The organism is Pseudomonas sp. Mb7 (assembly GCF_054790525.1).
This window is the reverse complement of record NZ_CP186501.1, coordinates 2,257,338-2,277,251: the sequence shown is the minus strand read 5'-3', so window position 1 is coordinate 2,277,251 and position 19,914 is coordinate 2,257,338. Positions and strand designations below refer to the sequence as shown.

Here is a 19,914-nt window from a genome sequence, read left to right as displayed (position 1 = left end):
TTACTTGGCTTTCTTGAGCTTCAGATACGACTGACGCAGGTCTGAGGCCCAGCCATCAATGACGGGTTTGACGTCATTGGTGCTCATTGCCTGCGAATCATTTTCCAGTGGCTTGCCGGTGCCTTTGCGCACCACTTGCGCGACGACCTTGTTATTCGCGCCATCGAGGAACACCGCTTCGGTGGCCAACGTAGTTTCCTGATCACGAATACCGCTGGCGGTGCTGACCGCAGCGGCGACCAACGCAATCGGAATTACCTCGTAAGCATGCAGGCCTTCGGTGGAGCTGCTCACGGCGGTGATTGCCGCACGCACCACAATCACGCCCGGGCCAGGACCGGCGGCCAACGGCAAGTCTTTGCCGATCTCACGCTTGAGCGCCTGATCGTAGTAGGAAGTGATGCCATTGAGGGTTTGCTGGGAGATTTTCGCGGTCGGTTGCGGTTTCGGGTAGAGCTGAGTCGGCTCGATGTACACACTGGTGAATTTCCTGACGTCGACCTTTGGATCGATCCAGCGCATCACCTCGGCACCGGACGGGGATTTGGCCTCCTTGAGCTGGCTGTAGTCTTTGAGGAATCCTGAGTACTCTTTCGGGTCGACGGTTTTGCTGGAACAACCTACCACTGCGAGGGTGGCAAAACACAGTGTGCCCATCATCACTGCTAGCTTCATGCTGTAACTCCTGTCAGAAGGCCGAAAACTTTGCCCGGGGGAATTACAGGTATAGCTAAAACTTCAGTAATTGCGATTGCACAGCACAATATTCACGCAAGGCTGCGCGGAGGATCACAAGCGTCATTTGAAAGACGTCGAGCATCCGGCAACGCTGCATCGAGCTCTTGGCCATTGGTGAGCTTCAAGAATCCGCTGCACTGGAACAAGCTGAGCTAGAACGCCCGCAAGTGCTGTTGCAGGGCTGGAAGAAGATGAACATGGGCGATCCGGCGCTTAAGTGACCGGCTGGAAATTGTCTTCCCTCACCCTAGCCCTCTCCCAGAGGGAGAGGGGACCGATTGGGGGATATTCAAGAGTTCCGCCGACTTGAGCGAGTGCCTTTGAATCCATAATCGACTCGGTCTTTCACGTCGGTGCAGGACGCCAGACAACTCGGTCAGTCCCCTCTTTCAGAGGTAAATAGAGGGGACCGATTCGGGATGATTCGAGAGATACACCGACGTGACCGGTTGGCTTTGAATCCATAATCGACTCGGTCTTCCACGTCGGTGCAGGACGCCAGACACCTCGGTCAGTCCCCTCTTTCAGAGGTAAATAGAGGGGACCGATTCGGGATGATTCGAGAGATACACCGACGTGACCGATTGCCTTTGAATCCATAATCGACTCGGTCTTTCACGTCGGTGCAGGACGCCAGACACCTCGGTCAGTCCCCTCTTTCAGAGGTAAATAGAGGGGACCGATTCGGGATGATTCGAGAGATACACCGACGTGACCGATTGCCTTTGAATCCATAATCGACTCGGTCTTTCACGTCGGTGCAGGACGCCAGACACCTCGGTCAGTCCCCTCTTTCAGAGGTAGATAGAGGGGACGATTGGGGGAGATTCGAGAGATACACCGACGTGACCGATTGGCTTTGAATCCATAATCGACTCGGTCTTCCACGTCGGTGCAGGACGCCATACACCTCGGTCAGTCCCCTCTCCCTCCGGGAGAGGGTTAGGGTGAGGGGCTTTTCAGGGGTTCACCCCGTTACCAGGACGAAGTCTCACCACTGCGCAACGCCATCTCCCGCCGACTGTTGATGTGCATCGCCTTGATCAAGGACACCGTGCCCACCAGCAAAATCGCCGCCCCCAACAGGAAGTCGATGTTGTACAGCTGGAAGTCCTGCACCGGCCCGATCAGCAGCACCCGCACGATCGCGGCGCCCAACAGCGTGGCAAGGAAGTCGATCCCCGGTTCATTGCGGTAAAACACCAGCAGTAACGGCAGGCACAACACCAACAGCAGCAACAACACCACCACCTTGAACGAACCTTTGCGCTCGACGCTGAAGGCACATTCGTGCGGCCCGTACGCCTTGTAATCCTCGTCGCGGATCATCGAGGTTTTCTCGTTGATGTAGTCGACGCGGTTGTACTTCTGGATCGGCGTGAAAGTGTTGGACATCTCCATCAACGTGGTGATGTTCTTGAAGCGCAGGTCGATGCGCTCGCTACCCTTGAGGTAATAAAGCACCGGCTTATAGCCGTAGCGATAGCTGTCGAAAGGGAATTCGGTGACCTGACCCTGGACACCGATCGGCCGTGGTTCAAGTTCGGCGTAGGCACTTTTATTGGTGGCGGAAAGGTTGCGGCTCAGCGGCTGCACCTTGACCTGCTCAAGGAAGATCGGCGTGACGCCGTAGGACCATTGCAACGGTTCCAGACGCAGACGCAGTTCGTTGCGGCTGAGGTCGTAACGGTTGAAGGTGCGTTCCGAAATCACCAGAGAACCACTGAGCATGAACTCGCCGCGCAGATTATTGGTGACGCGCAAGGTCAGCTGGTCCTTGCCCAGCAACGCCGCTTCTGTGGTCGGTGGCGTGCCGCACCACGCGGTGCTTTCGCCGACACCGCCAAGCTGGCCGTCGCGGTTTTCCTTGAATACATAAAAATAACTAGCCCACAGCGTCACCATCAAAAGCAACGCTGTGAGGCCGAGGATTTTTTTGCCCGGACTCACTGATCAGACTCCCTTCTTCGGTTCCATCGTCCAGCCGAAAACCCGCTGGCGACGGCGACTCTACCAAAAGGCCACCACTCACCCAAGGGAAAATGCCCGATTCAGGAGGTTTCTAGGGGTTTCCCCGGTGTACTTCGAAGAACAAAAGATCGCAGCCTGCGGCAGCTCCTACACGGGATCCACTGTAGGAGCTGCCGCAGGCTGCGATCTTTTCAAGCGTCAGCGCCGTCGGAACAACGGACGTGGTTCGATGACTGAGCGGCCGTAGAGCACGCTCATTCCGGCCAATCCTTTCAGCGCATCCTCAGCCGATTTGTCCTCACGCACCGCGAAACTGTCGAACCCGCACTGGCGCATATGGCTGAGCTGATCACGCAAGACATCGCCAATCGCGCGCAACTCCCCTGCCCAGCCGAACCGGCTGCGCAGCAGATAAGCCTGGCTGTAAGCACGCCCGTCGCGAAAACTCGGAAAATCCAGTGCAATCAGCGGTAACGAGGCCAGCCACGGCACCAGACTTTCAACCTCATCATCCGGGCCAAGCCACACCGCATGAGTCGACGGTGATTCCAACCAGTGCGTCAGCGGCAACATCAGCAAACCTGCAGGCCTTGGCGTCGATGGCTCACGCACTAGCGTCCACGGATCGTCCGTCACTATTCGCGCTACGCCCTGCTCCAGCCGCAACAAATTATTCATACCGCCTCCAGCGTTTTCGGATAAACCCGCTCTTTGAACGGCTCCAGGCCAATCCGCGCGACGGTGTCGACAAACAGTTCCTCGTGCTCGCGATAGCGCACAAACGTACCGATGATCCGCTCGATCACCTGCGGCACTTCCGCAGCACTGAACGACGGGCCGATGACTTTGCCCAACGCGCTGTTTTTGCCCTGGGCGCCGCCGAGGGTGATCTGATACCACTCGCTGCCGTTCTTGTCGACGCCGAGGATGCCGATATTGCCGATGTGATGGTGACCGCAGGCGTTCATGCAGCCAGAGATGTTCAGGCTGATATCGCCCAGATCATGCAGGTAATCGAGGTTGTCGAAGCGTGCCTGAATCGCCTGGGCAATCGGGATCGATTTGGCGTTGGCCAACGCACAGAAATCGCCACCGGGGCAGGCAATGATGTCGGTGAGCAGGCCGACGTTGGCGCTGCCCAGGTCGTGTTTGCACGCCAGTTGCCACAACGCATAGAGGTCGGTTTTCGGAACATCGGGCAAGACGATGTTCTGCTCATGGGCGATGCGAATCTCGCCAAAACCGAAACGCTGCGACCAGTCGGCCACCGCCAGCATCTGCACAGCGGTGACATCCCCCGGCGGCGCCGCCATGCCCGGTTTGGTCGACAGCACCACGCTGGTGTAGCCCGGCACCTTGTGCGGCTGCACGTTGCGCGCGACCCAACGGGCAAACGCCGGGCTTTCGGCCAAGCGCGTGCCGAAGTCCAGATCGGTGTCGGCCAGGGTGTGATAAACCGGCGGCACGAAGGCGCTGGCGACCCGCTGATATTCGGCTTCGGTCAACTGCGCCGGGCCGTCCTTGAGGTGTTGCCATTCCTCTTCGACTTCCTTGGCGAACGCCTCGATGCCCAGTGCCTTGACCAGAATCTTGATCCGCGCCTTGTACTTGTTATCGCGCCGACCGTGACGGTTGTACACGCGCAAAACCGCTTCGACGTAAGACAGCAAATGCTGCCACGGCAAGCCTTCGCGGATCTGCAAACCGAGAATCGGCGTGCGCCCCAGACCACCGCCGACGATCACTCGCAGAAGCATCTGCCCATCGCGGCCGGGGTAAAGGTACAGACCGATGTCGTGCATCATGATTGCCGCGCGATCCTGCTTCGCCGAGCAAATGGCGATCTTGAATTTGCGTGGCAGAAACAGGAATTCCGGGTTGATCGTCGACCACTGCCGCAGAATCTCGGCCAATGGGCGCGGGTCGATCAACTCGTCCGCCGCGACCCCGGCGAACGCCTCGGTGGTGATGTTGCGCACGCAGTTGCCGGAGGTCTGGATCGCATGCATGTTGACCTGCGCCAGACGTTCGAGGATATCCGGCACGTCGCTCAGTTCGATCCAGTTGAACTGCATGTTCTGCCGCGTAGTGAAGTGACCGTAACCACGATCGTAATCGCTGGCGATACTCGCCAGCGTGCGCATCTGTTCGGCGCTCAAGGTGCCGTAGGGAATCGCCACGCGCAGCATGTAGGCGTGCTTCTGCATGTACAGGCCGTTTTGCAGACGCAGCGGCAAAAACTCCTCTTCGCTCAATTCCCCGGCCATGAAGCGCTCGACCTGATCGCGAAACTGCGCAACACGCTCGAACACCAGCGCCCGGTCGTAATCATCGTATTGATACATGCCTGCCACCTCATCAGTTATTCCTGTGGGAGCGAGCAGGCTCGCTCCCACAGTTTTCTTCAGAGCACTATGACGAAGCAGCGCAGCGCGTTACAGATTCACCTGAACTCATAAAAACCATATCAGGGCGCGGCAGAACGCCGCAGTCAGCCCTTTAATCTGATCCGCATAAATCAAAGATTCCTGAGCCTGTTTTGTTTCTGACGGGGTTTCTACAGTGCAGCTCATGCCAGACCGGGTGGCCTGGCAAGACTTTGCAACCGTGGATGAACTGACCATGAGCACAGCAACAATCGGACAGGCTTATAACTACAAGGTCGTCCGCCAATTCGTCATTGCCACAATTTTCTGGGGTGTGGTGGGCATGGCGATGGGCGTGTTGATCGCCTCGCAACTGGTGTGGCCAGAGATGAATCTGGACCTGCCGTGGACCACCTTCGGCCGACTGCGACCGCTGCACACCAGCCTGGTGATTTTCGGTTTCGCCGGCAGCGCGCAATTCGCCGCCAGCTACTACGCAGTGCAGCGCACCTGCCAGGTGCGGCTGTATTCAGACAAACTCGCCGCGTTCACCTTCTGGGGCTGGCAATCGGTGATTGTGGTCATGCTGATCACCCTGCCGCTGGGCTACACCACCACCAAGGAATACGCCGAGATCGAATTCTCCGGCGCGGTGTGGATGGCTGTCGTCTGGGTCGCTTACGCCATTGTGTTTTTCACCACCGTGGTGCAGCGCAAGACCAAACACATCTACGTCGGCAACTGGTTTTTTGGTGCGTTCATCCTGGTGATCGCCATGTTGCACGTGGTCAATCACCTGTCGATTCCGGTGGACTGGTTCAAGTCGTATCCGGTGTATTCCGGCGCCACCGATGCGATGGTGCAGTGGTGGTACGGGCACAACGCCGTGGGTTTCTTCCTGACCACAGGCTTCCTCGGCATGATGTATTACTTCGTGCCGAAACAGGTCAATCGGCCGGTGTATTCGTACCGGTTGTCGATTGTGCATTTCTGGGCGCTGATCACCCTGTACATCTGGGCCGGGCCGCACCATTTGCATTACACCGCGCTGCCGGACTGGGCGCAGTCGCTGGGCATGGCCATGTCACTGATCCTGCTGGCGCCGAGCTGGGGCGGGATGATCAACGGCATGATGACCTTGTCCGGCGCCTGGCATAAGTTGCGCACCGACCCGATCCTGCGCTTCCTCGTGCTGTCGCTGGCGTTCTACGGCATGTCGACCTTCGAAGGGCCGATGATGGCGATCAAAACCGTCAACGCCCTCTCCCACTACACCGACTGGACAATCGGCCACGTTCACGCCGGCGCGTTGGGCTGGGTGGCGATGATCACCTTCGGTGCGACTTATCACATGGTGCCCAAAGTGTTTGGCCGCGAGCAGATGTACAGCACGCCGCTGATCAACCTGCACTTCTGGCTGGCGACCATCGGCACGGTGTTGTACATCGCTTCGATGTGGGTCAACGGCATCACCCAGGGCCTGATGTGGCGGGCGATCAACGAGGACGGCACGCTGACCTATTCATTCGTCGAGGCGCTGCAGGCCAGTCATCCGGGGTTCATCGTGCGCTTTGCTGGCGGGGTGTTCTTCCTTACCGGGATGTTGCTGATGGCCTACAACGTGTGGCGTACGGTGCGGGTGGCCGACGTTGCACTGGCGCGCAGTGAAGCGCAGATCGCCTGAGGCAGGGAGCCGCTCGTGATGGAGATTTTCTTTGATGTGTTGGGCGTGATGTTTCTGTGGCTGGCGGTTGAGTACTGCTTGCGACGGGAGACGGCGGACAGCCTGGATGAAGCGAGTATGGTGCCGTTTGCCGATGATCCGGAGGTGGCGCGGCGGGTGGAGCTGGCTACCGGGAAAACCGTGAAAGCGGTGGCGCCGGAGGTGGCGAAGCCGGGGTGGGTGAATCTTGATATGTGAGGGGTGTCAGTCGGGCAGCCCTCACCCTAGCCCTCTCCCAGAGGGAGAGGGAACTGACCGAGTTGTTTGTTCAGGGCACGTCGACCTGCAATATCTAAGGTGAATGCAATCTCACAAACAATGAAGATCGGCGCCCTCTCCCCCTGGGGGAGAGGGAACTGACCGAGTTGTTTGTTCGGGTTACGCCGACTTGAAATATCTAAGGTGAATGCAATCTCAAAAACAACGAAGATCGGCTCCCTTTCCCCCTCGCCCCCTGAGGTAGAGGGAACTGACCGAGTTGATTATTCGAGTTACGTCGGCCTGAAAAATCCAAGGTGAATGCAATCTCATAAACAACGAAGATCGGCTCCCTTTCCCCCTCGCCCCCTTGGGGGGAGAGGGCTGGGGTGAGGGGGTAGCTCTTGATCTTAACTACGATCGCGAGGAATCAGGCTCTGCAACTGCTGGGCAAGGAAATTGGCGTCAAAGGCAAGCGTATCCGGATCCTTCAAACCATTGGTCTTGCGCCACTGCCAGGTGCCGTCCGGCAATCCCACCAGTGAAATGCTGCCATACCGCGCCGCCGTCAGCCCCATCACCGCAAGCGAAATCTGCCCGCCACTGCCCATAACATCCGGCACGAACTCCACCGGTTTGCCGGCAATCACGATGCTCAGTTTCTCGGTCTTGAAGGTCGATGTTTCCACCGGTGTACTCGGCCCGAACGCGACATACGCCTCACGACTCACCTCCAGCAGATTCGGCGCCTGCACGGGTTCCAGCCATTGCTGAATCTCCCCGAACAGCGCGGTAATCCGCGTGGCCCAAGCAGCCGATTGCGTCTCGAACAGTTGCTTCTTGTGCGCTTCGCTTTCGGCGTAATGACGAAGCATCTCGCCCAGTTGCTGTACATCGTCCATAGCGGTGTTCCTCGGAAAGGACCTGCAAACGTCGATAGTGGCAGATACCAGCCCCGGCGTACGTTTAACCTGCACCCGCCCCGATAAAGCACCATGACACTTGCGTGAAAGATCAGCGGTACAGTCACTTGCTGCTGGCATCGAAGTGTGAAGAAAAGGAAACTCCGGGCAGACCTGAACGCTCGACACTGTCATTTGCCTGAGGACATCCAATGCGCACCATCGGCCTGATCGGCGGCATGAGCTGGGAATCCAGCGCCGAATACTATCGACTCATCAATCAGCAAGTCCGTGATCGTCTCGGGCCGCTGCGCTCGGCGCAATTGCTGATGTACAGCGTCGACTTCGGCCCGGTCGAACAGGCACAGCACGCTGGACGCTGGGACGATGCGGCGGCAATTCTGGTGGACGCCGCGCGCAGGCTTGAAGTCGGCGGCGCCGAATGCGTCGTGCTGTGTACCAACACCATGCACAAAGTCGCCGAACAGATTCAGGCGGCGATCAGCATTCCGTTTCTGCACATTGCCGAACCGGCCGCACAGGCGGCTCTGAACATAGATGCACGCACGGTCGGATTGCTCGGCACCGCATTCACCATGGAACAGGATTTCCTCAAGCAACGCCTGGTCGCCAAGGGTTTGACCGTGTTAGTGCCGGACGAAACAGAGCGCAAGGATGTGCACCGGATCATCTACGACGAACTCTGCGTCGGTGTGATCAGCGATCAGTCGCGGCAGATCTACCAGCGGGTGATCGAATCCCTCACCGCGCGCGGCGCGCAGGCGATCATCCTCGGCTGCACGGAAATTGGCATGTTGATCAAACCCGAGCACAGCGCCCTGCCCCTGCTCGACACCACCGAACTGCATGCGCAGTCGGCGGTGGCGTTCGCGCTGGGCGCCTGACTCAGGTTTTCGGGCGAGTGCGCAGGCGGGCCATGCTCAGGGTGTCGACCCATTGCCCGTCGCGCACCGCGTAATCGCGGAACAGACCTTCGTCCTCGAAACCGAACTTGCGGTAGAGGCCGATGGCCGCTTCGTTGTCGGCATAGACCGTGAGTTCGACACGGTGCAGATTCATCCAGTTGTCGGCAACCTCCAGCGCCGCCGCCAACAGCGTCGAGCCCACGCCTTTGCCCTGCCACGCCACCGCAACGCCCATACCGAAACTGCCAGCGTGCGCCCGACGCATCCGCGAATACGCCTCCAGCCCGAGGTTGCCGATCACCACGCCCTGATGCAGCGCAACCAGCTTCACCGCCCGTTCGTTGTCCGCCAGCAGGCGCTGGCGCCAGACCTCAACGGACTGAAACGGCATCTGCAGCACCTGCCGCGCCACGGCCGGGTCGTTGTAGAGCGCAGTGATACCCTCGATGTGGGATTCGTTGAAGCGTTCGAGGTGGATGGCGGGGTCGTGGTCTGGCATGGCGGATCCTTCCTGGATCGATGAGTGGCCGTCCACTCTAAACCGCTGAACACCTCATCTGCCATAGGTAAACACTTGTAGGAGTGAGCCTGCTCGCGAAAGCGGTGTGTCAGTCAACATTGATCAATCTGACACACCGCTTTCGCGAGCAGGCTCACTCCTACAGAGGAATGCATCAGGGCTGGAACCATTCGTGACGTTCATTGAAGGTGTGGTGGATGAGGTCGGTTAGGGTCTGCACTTCGGCCACATTCTGCGAATCGGCATTGACCGCCAGCCATGCCTGCAATTGCATCGGCTCTTTAAACAACCCCGGCAGCGCGATCAGGCCCCTATCAAACCGGCTCATGTACGCCGGCAACAACCCGATGCAAGCGCTGCAACGAATCATCTCCAGCATCAACTCATAAGACTGCATCTGCACCACCCCGGCCAACCGCTGTTCAACCAACTCATTCCACGGACGAAAACTGTCGATTTGCCGATCATGCTGCCATTGCACCAGCATGAAGTCGGCGAGGTCGTCGGGGGTGTCCGGGCGGGCGGTGACGCGGGAGTAGCGTTTGGCGATGTGTGGCAGGTAGTCGAGGCGTGCCAGCGCTTGCGGCTCGCTGGTGGCGAAGGTCGGTCCGGGGTGTGGGGTTTCGCCGTGGGCGAGCCAGAGAACGATGTCGGCGCTGACGGCACGCAGGGACAACTCGCTGTCCAGCGCGATGATTTCCAGGCGTACGCTGGCGTTGCGCCGCAGCAGCGCGATGAGGTCGCGGCCGAGGATGTCGTGGAGGATCGATTCGGCGACGGCGAGGCGGATCAATGGTTGCTCGATCACCGGCAGTTTGCGTTCGTTGGCCAGCGCTATGAGTTTGGCCTGTAGCTGTTGGCCTTCGCGAGTGAGGCTCAAGGCGCTGCCCTGAAAGCTGAACAGGGTGTGTTGCAGTTCTTGCTCAAGCTGGGCCAGTTGTTTGCGCAACAAGGTTGCGCGCACGTTGAGGCTGCGCGCGGCTTGCATGAAGCAACCGCAGCGGGCGCTGACCAGGAAGTATTGGGCGACGTCGGCGTCAATGGTCGCAGCATGTGCGAGCCACGGTTCGCTGTGGTCGTGCGGCCAGTGGTAATCGTGGTTGCCCTGTCGTCCTGCGGGTTCGGTGAATGACATCGATGACTCCCTGTCGATCTTTGTAGTTGCCTTTACGCAGCTCCCTGTAGGAGTGAGCCTGCTCGCGATAGCGGTGTGTCAGTCGACATTTCTTAACCTGACACACCGCTATCGCGAGCAGGCTCACTCCTACAGGGGGTTTGTGGTGAAGGTGAAATCAGTGTTTTTCCTCCAGGACTTTGTTGAGCTCCGCGCCGTCAATGCTCAGCGTTGCAGTGTTGAGCATGCCGTCCAAGTAGGCTTGGGCGATCTGTTCCTGACGTTGAGCACGCAAGGCCTCGGTTAGCTGATCACGCAGTTCATCGAGGGTTGCGGTACGGGCGGGTTGTTGCTCGGTGAGCTTGATCACGTGGAATCCGGCGGCGCTCTGGACGGGATCAGAAACCGCGCCAACCTTGAGCCGCGCCACTGCACCACGCACCTCCGGGACCAGTTGCGGCAACGGTTGCAGGCCCGTATCGCCGCCGCGTTCAGCGGTGACACGATCCTGTGAATACTGAGTGGCCAGTGCGGCAAATTCCGCCGGCGTTGCCTGAGCTTTCTTGCTCAATTCAAGCGCCTGCTTGCGCACCGACTCAAGATTCTGCGGATCATTCACCCCAAGGAAAATCTGACTGACCCGATACAACGCCGGCGTCTGCCAATTCGCCTTGCCTGAGTCATAAGCCTGCTGCAACTCAGCCGCACTCGGATAATCCGCCGGCACTTCACTGACCGAACGCAAGTAATCACGGAACACGATCTGCTCAGTCGCTGCCCGGGTCTGCCGCGCAACCTCGGGACGCTGCGCCCAACCCTGCGCATCAGCCTGCTCCAGCACCGCTTTCTCGGCCAGACGCGTGCGAATCCACCGTTCCAGCGCCTCACGATTACCGCGCAATTGTTCGCGGGTTTCCGGCGAAACTGTAGCCAGCAACGCCTGAAGTTCCGCAGGGGTTACCTGCTGATTACCCAACCGCGCCACCGCCGGCCCCGTTGCAACCGCCGTCACCGACGACGATTGCTGGGCGGCGACCGGGTCACTGCCCGGCCGCACCACCAGCGCCACGGCCACCACCAACAGCGCCACTGCAGCAGCGCTGATCACCATGGCAGGCTTTTTCACAGCGCGACTTCCTCTTGCTCGGCGACAGCCACTTTCGCGGTGGATGCTTGCGCAGCTTGGGTGAAATCACGCAGATAAACGATAAATTCCTGCAACAGGCGATCCCACAATTCCAGGTTGCCGCGCAGGTGATCGTTGCTCACGCCCGCTGCCACGACCACATCCATTTCCATCACCAGAAACTCGCCCTGCAACGACAAACGCGCAAAACGACGGCTCGCGTTCCACTGCTCGGCCACACCCTGTGGCAACTCACCCTGCACCCGCAGCGCACAGCTGAAAGTGAAATCGACGTAACTGCCCTGCTCCACCGCCGGATTGCCGAATCGCACGGCGTAACCAATGCCCTGACTGGCGCTGAGCAACTGAACAATACCGTTCTGCTCGGTTTCGTTGACGCGATAACCCGCAGCTTGCAGGACTTCGGTCAGAGATTTTGGCGATACGTGGCTGATCAATTGAGTCATTACTTCTTCCTTGTCTATCAGTGCGTGAGCGCGGCTTGCGGCGCGTCGAATTGAGTCTTGTAAAGGTCATCGCCAAACCCCTGAGCCAGTTCATCGAACTTGACCCGGGCGCTGCCCGCGAAGGGCTGGCGGATCTTCATCACCTCGGCCACGTCGATGTTTTCGTAGGCAGTGAGGATCTGCTTGGCGACGCCGTACATCTGCTGATTCTTGACTGAACATTGCTGCACTTGTGTGTCACGTTCAGCCAATTGCGCTTGAAGCTTAGACCGTTCTGCTTCTTTGGCACGGGCCAGCACCAGCAACTCGTCATAGGCCTTTTTGAACTTGCCGGTCTGCTCGACGCTGGCCGCCACTTGCGCCTGCGCCTGGCTGTGCAGGCTCTGTTGCTGCCCGGCCAATTGCTCGACGACGCCTTTGGCCTTGGCCAGCTCAGCGCTCAATTGCTTGATTTGCGCCTGCGCAGCCTTGACCTCGTTCTGCGCCGCCAGTTGCGCGGCGCTGGCCTGGGCCTGCTGACTTTGCAGGGCCTGCAACTGTTGCGTGGTGCTGCGCAATTGCGTGCGCAGGCGCTCTTCCATGCCTTCGGCATTCACCCCGGTGGCAATCAACAGCCCGAGCCCGAGCAACACAAATCGCGTTTTCATAACCCTCTCCCGGCGCCTTAGAAGCGCGTGTTGATCTCAAGCTGCAAGACGTCGATGTCGAACGGCGCGCCGTACACCGCTTCGGTACTCATCCAGCGACCGGTCGCGTAAACGTTCTTCGCCAGACCGTAGTTGCCGCCGATGAAATAACCCTTGGCGTTGGTGCCGCCGAGGTGGAACGACGAGTCGTTGAAGCCGTCCGGCAAGGCGTCCGGCTGGATGTACTTGTAGCCAGCGAACATGTTCCAGTCGCCCTGCTTTTTCAGGTCCAGCGCGCTGCCGAGGGTGAACTGCACCATCCACGCATTGGCGCCGCTTTCGATGTCGCCGTTGCTGTCGAGGTTGTTGACGATCTGCCCGGCCGAGCGCTTGCGCATGTCGCCTTCGTCGTAGGCGAGGTTGTGGATGTAGTTGCCCTGGCTGCGCAGTTTGAAATCTTCTGGCAGGTCAGCATCCCAGACCATGTTCAGATCAAGCAGGTTGAATTCCGAAGCGAGGCCAACAAACTGCGGCTGCGGCGTGGTGGTCGGGTTGAGCGGGTTCGGCGTGATGTCGCGCAGCAGGAACACGCTGTTGCCCTTCTGCATGAACGCTGCGCGGCTGCCATCGCTGTCGCAACCTGGCGCGCCGGCCCACGGTTCGCAAGGGCTGGAGCGCTGGCCTTGAATGTCGTCGAAGCGGTAGTACGCCAGTGCGCCTTTCAAACGGTTGTTGCTGTTGATCGCCCACTTGGCGCCGATCTGCGCGCCGTACAGCCACTTGTTGTCGCTCTCTTCCTTGTCAAAGCCGTTGCTGCTGGCGGTGTCGTTGGTGTAGTCCACCGGGAACGCACCGACGGTGCCGAACACACCCCAATCGCGGTTGAGCTTGTGGTCGAAAATCGCTGCCACGCCGTCGAAATTCAAATCGTTGGAATAGAGCATGTCGGTGGACATGAACGGGTTGGCAAAGCGCCCGCCGGTAAGGGTCAATTCATCCGTAGGCTTCCAGTTGAGGTAGCCCTGATCGAGCCAGATGTCCTTTTTGGCGAAACCGCCGCCGAGGCTTTGTGTGGTCGATACCGGGTTGTTGTCCGAGCCGGTGCCGATGCGAATGCCGGCAGTCCATTGCGGCGAGATCTCGGCTTTCATGCCCAGCCGTGCGCGGATGCGGAACTGGTTGGTGCGGTCTTCGCGGGTGTTGAGCAGTGGCGGCAGATTGGTGCTGCTGTTCGGGTTAACGTCGTACGGGCCATTGTTGTTGAGCTTGGCGAAGTCGACGACCTCGTTGCTGTTGCTGTCAGAGTAGTAGCGCGATTCGTTGCGCAAGCGAATGTCGCCGTCGAAACTGATGCGCGCAGCCCATTCCGGGAAGCTGTTGGGCGCGGCCCAGTTTTCCTGTTTGGCGGTGGCCATGACTTCGGCTTTGACCTGGTCGCGGATCTGGTCGCGCACCGCTGCCGGCACGTATTGCACTCGGACGTCGCCCGGCGCAGCGACCGGCCCGGCCGCGACTGCGGTGGATGCGGCGGCCTGTTTGGCCTGGGCCGCTTCGTTCTGCGCCTGAGCGATCAGCGCGTCGGCCTTGTCCTGTTTCAGAATGCCCTGCTCGACCAGCAAGCGGATCAGATTGATCGTGGCGTTCTCCGAGGGCGCAGGCGCTGCCACGGCCTGACCGACCAGGGTCGCAATGACCATGCCGACCGCCAGGGACAATCGATTCACGTTGGAAATCATCTGCACACAACTCCTTTTGGCAAAGCGTAAATAAGTGAATTAACCCGGACGCCGCCCTTGCAGGGACAGGCGCACAGGCAAAGTGATGGAGGCCGGTGGCCGTTCGCTCAGCACCGGGGCACCGCGCAGCGCCGCCAGCACCTGGGTATCGATTTCGGGATTGCCGCTGGACTTGATCAGCTCGACCCGGGTGATCTCGCCAACGCTGCTCAGCCAGACATCGGCCTGCAGCGAGAACGCGAGGTTGCGCAGCTCAGGGTTCTCACGGAGCAAACGCTGGAAGGTGAACGCCAGAAACTGGCTGTACGTCCCCGTGCCCAGACGCCCGCCGCCGGTCCCGGCCATGCCGCCGCCCTTGCCCGCGCCAATGTTGAAAGCGTCGTTACCGGACTGCGCATCGCCGTCCATTTGCATCGGATTGGCCAGATCGTCCGCCGGTGATGGCGGTGCTTCTTCCTCGGGCTTGACCTCTTCCGGTTCCGGCGTTGGCTCGGGCTCGACGACTTTTTCTTCGACCGGGGTTTCCGGCTCCGGCGGTTTTTCTGGCGGCGGTGGTGGCGGAGGTGGCAACGGAATGATCGTTGGCACCTTCGGCGCTTCGCGGCGGATGCCGCTCATGTCGTTGGCCCACTGCCACAGAAACCACGCAGCGAGCGCGCCGATCAGCAAGCCGGCGCCCCACTTCGCGTAACGCAGCGCTGGCTTTTTCACCGGCAGCGGCTCGATCGGGAGTTGTGCGGTCATGACTCAGCCCTGACTCGGTTTGCCGGTCACAAGACCGACCTGGGACAGTTCGAGCCGGCGCAACAGATCCAGCACTTCGATGACTTTCTGGTATTGCACCGTGGCGTCGCCGCGCACGATCACCGGGAAATCCGGGCTCTGCGCTTTCTCGATGCGCAGGCGCTCTTCCAGTTCGGCCAGCGTCACCGGGTAGGCGTCTAGGAACACCTGGCCGCCGTCGTTAACCGAGATCGCCTTGGTCTTGGCCTCGGACAGTGACACCGAAGCGCTGGCCTTGGGCAGGTCGATCTGGATCCCGGAGACCTGCGCGGTGGCGGTGAGGATGAACATCACCAGCACCACCATCAGCACGTCGACCAGGGGCGTGATGTTGATGCTGTCCACCGCGGCATCGTCATCATCGTCGTGGGAGGCATTTACAGACGCCATGTCAGTGCTCCTCAGGCCGGTACGGAGTGGTTGGCGTGATGGCCGCGATGCGACGCTTCACTGAACTGGCTCTCGCCGTGCATCTCAGCCAGACGGGTGATGAACTCGTCGACGAACACGCGCATGTCGGCGCTGACTTCCTTGTTGCGGGTGATCAGGCGGTTGTAGCCAAACAACGCCGGGATCGCGACGAACAGGCCCATGGCGGTGGCGAGCAAAGCAGCAGCCATACCGGGAGCGATAGCGTTGATGTTGACGTCGCCGGCCATCGCCGTGCCGAGGAACACCACCATGATCCCCAGCACGGTGCCGAGCAGGCCGATGTACGGGCCGCCGGCGATGGCGTTGGACAGGGTCGAGAGTTTCGAACTCAGTTGCTGGTTTTCGCGGGTGCGCACGCCGTCCATGGAGCAACGAATGGCTTCGATGGTGGCCGCTGACACCGACGAGGTATCGGCGCCCTGCTCGCGACGGGTGCGGATCTCTTTCACCGCTACCAGATACAGACGCCACAGCGACGAATGCTGCAGACGTTGGGCGAGTTGCGCGTCGTCGGCGAACATCTCCAGACGCGTGCCGACTTTGGCGAACTGCACGCGGAAATCTTCGTTGGCGGCAGTGACACGGCTGAGGCTGCGGTTCTTGCGCAGCATGATGATCCACGACTGGAACATCATCAGCACCAGCACGGCGATGATCACCCAGGCGTCGATGGGCACGGCGTTGAGCAGGAAACCGAGGCTGCCGAAACCGAAACCGGACTGTTCTTCGTCGACACCGTAAGCCACCAGTTTCGACTCGGCACCTTGCGAGGTGGCGTCGGCCAGCAACAGCGCTGCCGGACGTGACACTTTCGACAGGCGCAATTCATCGATAGCGCCCACGAACGGCTGGAACGGGCCTTCGTGCACGTCAGCGCCGATGGCCATGACCGAATTGAAGGCCGGCATCGCCTGGGCAAGCGTGGCGGCTTCGCGACCATTGATGAACAGGGTCACTTTGGAGCCTTCAGCAGTCAGCGCAACGTGCTGCCATTGGCCCGGATTCAGCGCTTGCGTGGCGACGGCGCGTTGGCCATCGATCTCCACAAACGGCACGCCTTGGTTTGCTCCGATCAATAGACTGTTGGCGCCTTCGCGACGGGCGAGAATCAGTTGCTCGCCACTGGCCTGATCAAGTCGCAGCCAGGCACTGAAGGTGAATGCGCTACCAGCGTTGTGTTGCAGCGAAGGACTTGCCGGCAGCAGCAACGGCTGGCCGCTGAACTGCAAGGCGCGCCCTACTACACCGTCAATCGCCGCGCCGGTCGCGCTTTGTGCGGTATTGCCGTAGGCCGTGGTGTCTTTGGCCGGGGTGCCGGTGGCGCCGTCGAAGTGATACAGCGCGGTGTAATTCGGGTCAAAGGTCAGCTGGCCGTTGCCGGTCGCCGGGGCCTTCTGATTGCCGTAGTACATCCAGATGTCCTGGCGCTGACCGCCCTCGACATTCGGTACATCGACCCAGATCAGCGCCATGCCCATCAGCGCATCAAAACTTTCGACCTGGTGGTTGAGCACGGTTTTGTCATCGGCGGCGACAAAGCGCAGGTCCGCGCCGTCCTCTTTCACCCCATCGAAGGTGAAGTTGCCGGTGTGCAGGCGCACCAGCAGCGCAGTGCGGCCAAGAGCCTGATTGATCGCCGCACCTTGCGGCGTGGTGTCGACGGCGATCTGTTTGCGGTAGTGCCAGTCGTCCTGCCACCAGGCCTGAGCCGTGGCCGGGAGCACGAAGCCCAGGCAGATCAACAACGAAAGGAAGAGGCGCTGCATGAACGTGCTCCTTGTCAGAAAGTGGCTTGAAGGTTGAAGTGCAGGCGCGATTCCTGCTTCGAGGTGTTCGGCCCTTCGAGTAACGGATAGCCCCAGTCGAGGCTGCCGGACAGCCATTTGCTCAGACTGGCGCGAGTGCCGAGGCCGACGCTGGCCAGGGCGTAATTGGCGTCCTGATCCGGCAGTTCGTCGCGCAGGTAAAGTTGTGCGCCTTCGGCAAAGGCATAGAAGCGCCAGTCCTGCATCCACGTGCCGGCGTACTTGGCCAGCGATGGCGTGCGCAGTTCCTGGCTGAGCAGTAAGCCGTCATCGCCGGTACGCTCGGCGGCCAGATAGCCGCGCACCGAAGTCGCGCCGCCGGCGGAGAATTGTTCATTGGAAACCAGTGGCCCGGACGCCAACTGGAAAGCGGCTTTGCTCGCGCTCTGCCAGTCGCTGTCGAAGGTCCAGGTGTAATTCGTGTCGCCCTTGAGCACGGCGAAACTCGGTTTGGCGCGGTAGCGTTTGTAGTCGAAGTCTTCGTCGGAACTGCCGTAGCCGAAAATGCTACGAGTGGCGGCTACCAGGCTCAGACCGAGGCCGAGCTGGCTCTTCTCGGTGTAGCGATAGCCGTTGTAGGCGAAGGTGAACGGCGCATATTGCAACGGGACTTTGTCGCTCTCACCGGACAGGGTCAGGCGTTCGTCGAAGTCCTTGAAGTCGATGCCGGCCGACAGCGAGTTCGACCAGTTGCCGCTGGAGGGCAGCGTATAAATCGCCGAGACGCCATAGGAATGGCCCTTGCCGAGCACGTTGCTGCCACCGATGGTGGCGACGTTGCTGTCGGACTGGTAACCGGAGAACTGCACGCTCCAGCGATCCGTCAGCGGCGCGGTATACGAACCCGACCAGACCTTGGCGTTGTCGGTTTCCTGCGGCGCGGTAAAGTAAGTCAGGTTGATGCTGTGGCCGAGTTGCCAGAGGTTGTTGTAACCGAGGCTAGTGACCGTGCGCAGCTTCTCGGTGTCGGCGCTGTAATCGTTGTTGAGGCCAACACTGGCGGTCCAAGGGTTCTGGTCTTCGACCTGCAAATCGACGTCCATGGTGCCGGGGCGCTGACCTTCGCGCACCAGCGGCATCACTTGCCGGCCCGGGGTTTTGTTCAACTGCGCCAGTTCGCCCTGGACCTTGGCGAAGTCCGGTACCTCGCCCTCCTTCAACCCCGGCACGTCGTCGCGGATATCCAGCGGCGAATAGTGTTTGGCGCCGACCACACGTACCCGGCCGACCTTGGTTTCGCTGACTTGCAGGTAGACGATACCGTCGGCCACGGCTTGTTCCGGCAGCTCGACGAACACCGATTGATAGCCGCGTTGCTGATAGGCCTTTTGCAACGCGTCCCGCGCGCCCTCGATATCCGTGAGGGCTTTTTGCGGGCCGAGAAACGGGTACACCGCCTCTTCGATCGCCCGTGCATCGAGCACGGTGTTGCCGCGCACGAAGTATTCGTTGACGTCGACCAGACGCTGCGCCGCCGCGTTGTTGGCGGCCTCCTCGGCCAATGCCGGCTGCGCGCCCGCCGTCACCAGCAGCCAGCCCCACAGCGCCAGCCGTGACTTGAAAATCGGTTCCACACTACCCCCTGAATTCGCGATGACCTGTTGGCGTTTCGAACGCCGCGTGTATGGCGTCAATTGCTGGCTGTCGAGGCGCAGGCGTGTTTGCCCAGCCACGTGTGCAAAAGCGCGAAGTTCAACGAGAACTCGGGCATTTGCAGCAACGCGCCGCAGAACACTTCGCCGATGATTTTTTGAATGAGCAGCACCGCGCGCGGCTCGTTGAGCAACGTGGCGATGTCGCGACTGAGGGCGTTGAAGCTCCAGACTTTCTGGTTCAGGCCCAGGCCAACGAACCAGCGGAACAACAGGTTGTAATTGAGCTGTTCATACAGTTGCTGCTCGCTGGGCACCGAATACAGCAGTTGCAGAAGCAGAATGTGCATGACCGTTTGCGCGGGGATCAGCATGCCAGGCTCGGCATTGAGGTCGTGCAGGAGTTCGCGGTGGGCGTCGAGCAAGTCGTCGATCTGCGGGCGCAGCAACACCAGCGAATGGCCCGGCGGAATGTAGCTCGACACCTCTTTCAAGGCGCCCTGCCAGTCATCCTGCGAGACAATCCAGACCCACGGCGCGCCGTAGCGATACACCGAAACCGGCTTCTTGCGCGCGGCTTCGACGATCTTCGACAGGCGTTGATCGAGTTCCTGCATGCCCACTTTCGAGTAGCGTTCCATAGTCCCCATTGCCTCACTCCCGGCGTCCCGCCTCGGCTTGTGAAAAGCGCCCCGTTGGGCCCCTCAAGCGCGTTACATAGGCATGACCGGACTGGCGATGTGCTACCGAACTTTTGTCATAAAAGCTTCATTACCGCGTATGGGTGTACACACATCCAATGTAGGAGTGAGCCTGCTCGCGATAGCGGTGTGTCAGCCAAATAAATATCAACTGACAGGACGCCATCGCGAGCAGGCTCACTCCTACA

General features: G+C 60.0%; 19 protein-coding genes. 3 read left to right on the top strand and 16 right to left on the bottom strand.

Features of this window, described 5'->3' with window-relative positions; translation table 11 throughout:
* The 4 genes from ACOYXH_RS10495 to ACOYXH_RS10480 all read right to left on the bottom strand — a co-directional run bounded on the left by ACOYXH_RS10495 (position 1) and on the right by ACOYXH_RS10480 (position 5,054).
* Entirely contained in the window at positions 1 to 675 is a 675-nt protein-coding gene (locus ACOYXH_RS10495; RefSeq protein WP_460410659.1) for a DUF3313 domain-containing protein, read from the bottom strand.
* A 1,038-nt stretch (positions 676 to 1,713) separates the two neighbouring features.
* Complete coding sequence (locus ACOYXH_RS10490) at positions 1,714 to 2,688, bottom strand: hypothetical protein (protein ID WP_460410658.1); 975 nt, start codon at positions 2,686 to 2,688, stop codon at positions 1,714 to 1,716.
* A gap of 219 nt (positions 2,689 to 2,907) precedes the next feature.
* The gene (locus tag ACOYXH_RS10485; protein WP_095126249.1) at positions 2,908 to 3,387 is read right to left on the bottom strand and encodes a DUF934 domain-containing protein; all 480 of its coding nucleotides are present in this window, start codon (positions 3,385 to 3,387) and stop codon (positions 2,908 to 2,910) included.
* Positions 3,384 to 5,054, bottom strand: coding sequence for a nitrite/sulfite reductase (locus ACOYXH_RS10480; protein ID WP_095126248.1), 1,671 nt, complete (start codon positions 5,052 to 5,054; stop codon positions 3,384 to 3,386). Before ACOYXH_RS10480 ends, ACOYXH_RS10485 begins: the two co-directional genes overlap by 4 nt.
* 277 nt (positions 5,055 to 5,331) lie before the next feature.
* On the opposite strand from ACOYXH_RS10480, the gene ccoN reads away from it, so the two are divergent.
* The gene (gene ccoN, locus ACOYXH_RS10475; RefSeq protein ID WP_095050758.1) at positions 5,332 to 6,759 is read left to right on the top strand and encodes a cytochrome-c oxidase, cbb3-type subunit I; all 1,428 of its coding nucleotides are present in this window, start codon (positions 5,332 to 5,334) and stop codon (positions 6,757 to 6,759) included.
* Positions 6,760 to 6,777: 18 nt separating this feature from the next.
* Positions 6,778 to 6,996 carry a CcoQ/FixQ family Cbb3-type cytochrome c oxidase assembly chaperone gene (locus tag ACOYXH_RS10470; RefSeq protein WP_095050707.1) on the top strand — a complete coding sequence of 73 codons (219 nt, stop codon included), beginning with the start codon at positions 6,778 to 6,780 and terminating at the stop codon, positions 6,994 to 6,996.
* A gap of 410 nt (positions 6,997 to 7,406) precedes the next feature.
* Here the strand turns inward: ACOYXH_RS10470 and ACOYXH_RS10465 are convergent, their stop codons facing one another.
* Positions 7,407 to 7,898: a hypothetical protein gene (locus tag ACOYXH_RS10465; RefSeq protein ID WP_460410657.1), complete on the bottom strand. Its 492-nt coding sequence runs from the start codon at positions 7,896 to 7,898 to the stop codon at positions 7,407 to 7,409.
* Positions 7,899 to 8,110: 212 nt separating this feature from the next.
* Between ACOYXH_RS10465 and ACOYXH_RS10460 the strand changes: the two genes are divergently transcribed.
* Complete coding sequence (locus ACOYXH_RS10460) at positions 8,111 to 8,803, top strand: aspartate/glutamate racemase family protein (protein WP_460410656.1); 693 nt, start codon at positions 8,111 to 8,113, stop codon at positions 8,801 to 8,803.
* 1 nt (position 8,804) lies between these two features.
* Here ACOYXH_RS10460 and ACOYXH_RS10455 read toward each other — a convergent pair whose 3' ends face one another.
* From ACOYXH_RS10455 to ACOYXH_RS10405, 11 genes are all read right to left on the bottom strand, one after another.
* Complete coding sequence (locus ACOYXH_RS10455) at positions 8,805 to 9,323, bottom strand: GNAT family N-acetyltransferase (protein WP_460410655.1); 519 nt, start codon at positions 9,321 to 9,323, stop codon at positions 8,805 to 8,807.
* Between the two features lie 175 nt (positions 9,324 to 9,498).
* Positions 9,499 to 10,479: a LysR family transcriptional regulator gene (locus ACOYXH_RS10450; protein ID WP_460410654.1), complete on the bottom strand. Its 981-nt coding sequence runs from the start codon at positions 10,477 to 10,479 to the stop codon at positions 9,499 to 9,501.
* A 157-nt stretch (positions 10,480 to 10,636) separates the two neighbouring features.
* Complete coding sequence (locus tag ACOYXH_RS10445; protein WP_460410653.1) at positions 10,637 to 11,584, bottom strand: peptidylprolyl isomerase; 948 nt, start codon at positions 11,582 to 11,584, stop codon at positions 10,637 to 10,639.
* Complete coding sequence (locus ACOYXH_RS10440) at positions 11,581 to 12,051, bottom strand: YbjN domain-containing protein (protein WP_095050701.1); 471 nt, start codon at positions 12,049 to 12,051, stop codon at positions 11,581 to 11,583. Before ACOYXH_RS10440 ends, ACOYXH_RS10445 begins: the two co-directional genes overlap by 4 nt.
* Before the next feature lie 17 nt (positions 12,052 to 12,068).
* Entirely contained in the window at positions 12,069 to 12,698 is a 630-nt protein-coding gene (locus ACOYXH_RS10435; RefSeq protein WP_460410652.1) for a DNA repair protein, read from the bottom strand.
* A gap of 17 nt (positions 12,699 to 12,715) precedes the next feature.
* On the bottom strand, positions 12,716 to 14,413 hold the full coding sequence (locus ACOYXH_RS10430) for a putative porin (RefSeq protein ID WP_460410651.1): 1,698 nt from the start codon (positions 14,411 to 14,413) through the stop codon (positions 12,716 to 12,718).
* A 39-nt stretch (positions 14,414 to 14,452) separates the two neighbouring features.
* Positions 14,453 to 15,157 (bottom strand): energy transducer TonB family protein, encoded by a 705-nt coding sequence (locus ACOYXH_RS10425; RefSeq protein ID WP_460410650.1) that lies wholly within the window; start codon positions 15,155 to 15,157, stop codon positions 14,453 to 14,455.
* A 3-nt stretch (positions 15,158 to 15,160) separates the two neighbouring features.
* Positions 15,161 to 15,586: an ExbD/TolR family protein gene (locus ACOYXH_RS10420; RefSeq protein ID WP_460410649.1), complete on the bottom strand. Its 426-nt coding sequence runs from the start codon at positions 15,584 to 15,586 to the stop codon at positions 15,161 to 15,163.
* Positions 15,587 to 15,597: 11 nt separating this feature from the next.
* A complete protein-coding gene (locus ACOYXH_RS10415; protein WP_095050698.1) occupies positions 15,598 to 17,394 on the bottom strand; it encodes a DUF2341 domain-containing protein in 1,797 nt (598 codons plus the stop codon).
* A 14-nt stretch (positions 17,395 to 17,408) separates the two neighbouring features.
* The gene (locus tag ACOYXH_RS10410; protein WP_460410647.1) at positions 17,409 to 19,007 is read right to left on the bottom strand and encodes a ShlB/FhaC/HecB family hemolysin secretion/activation protein; all 1,599 of its coding nucleotides are present in this window, start codon (positions 19,005 to 19,007) and stop codon (positions 17,409 to 17,411) included.
* Between the two features lie 56 nt (positions 19,008 to 19,063).
* A complete protein-coding gene (locus ACOYXH_RS10405; protein ID WP_007915478.1) occupies positions 19,064 to 19,675 on the bottom strand; it encodes a transposase in 612 nt (203 codons plus the stop codon).
* Between the last annotated feature and the right edge of the window lie 239 nt (positions 19,676 to 19,914).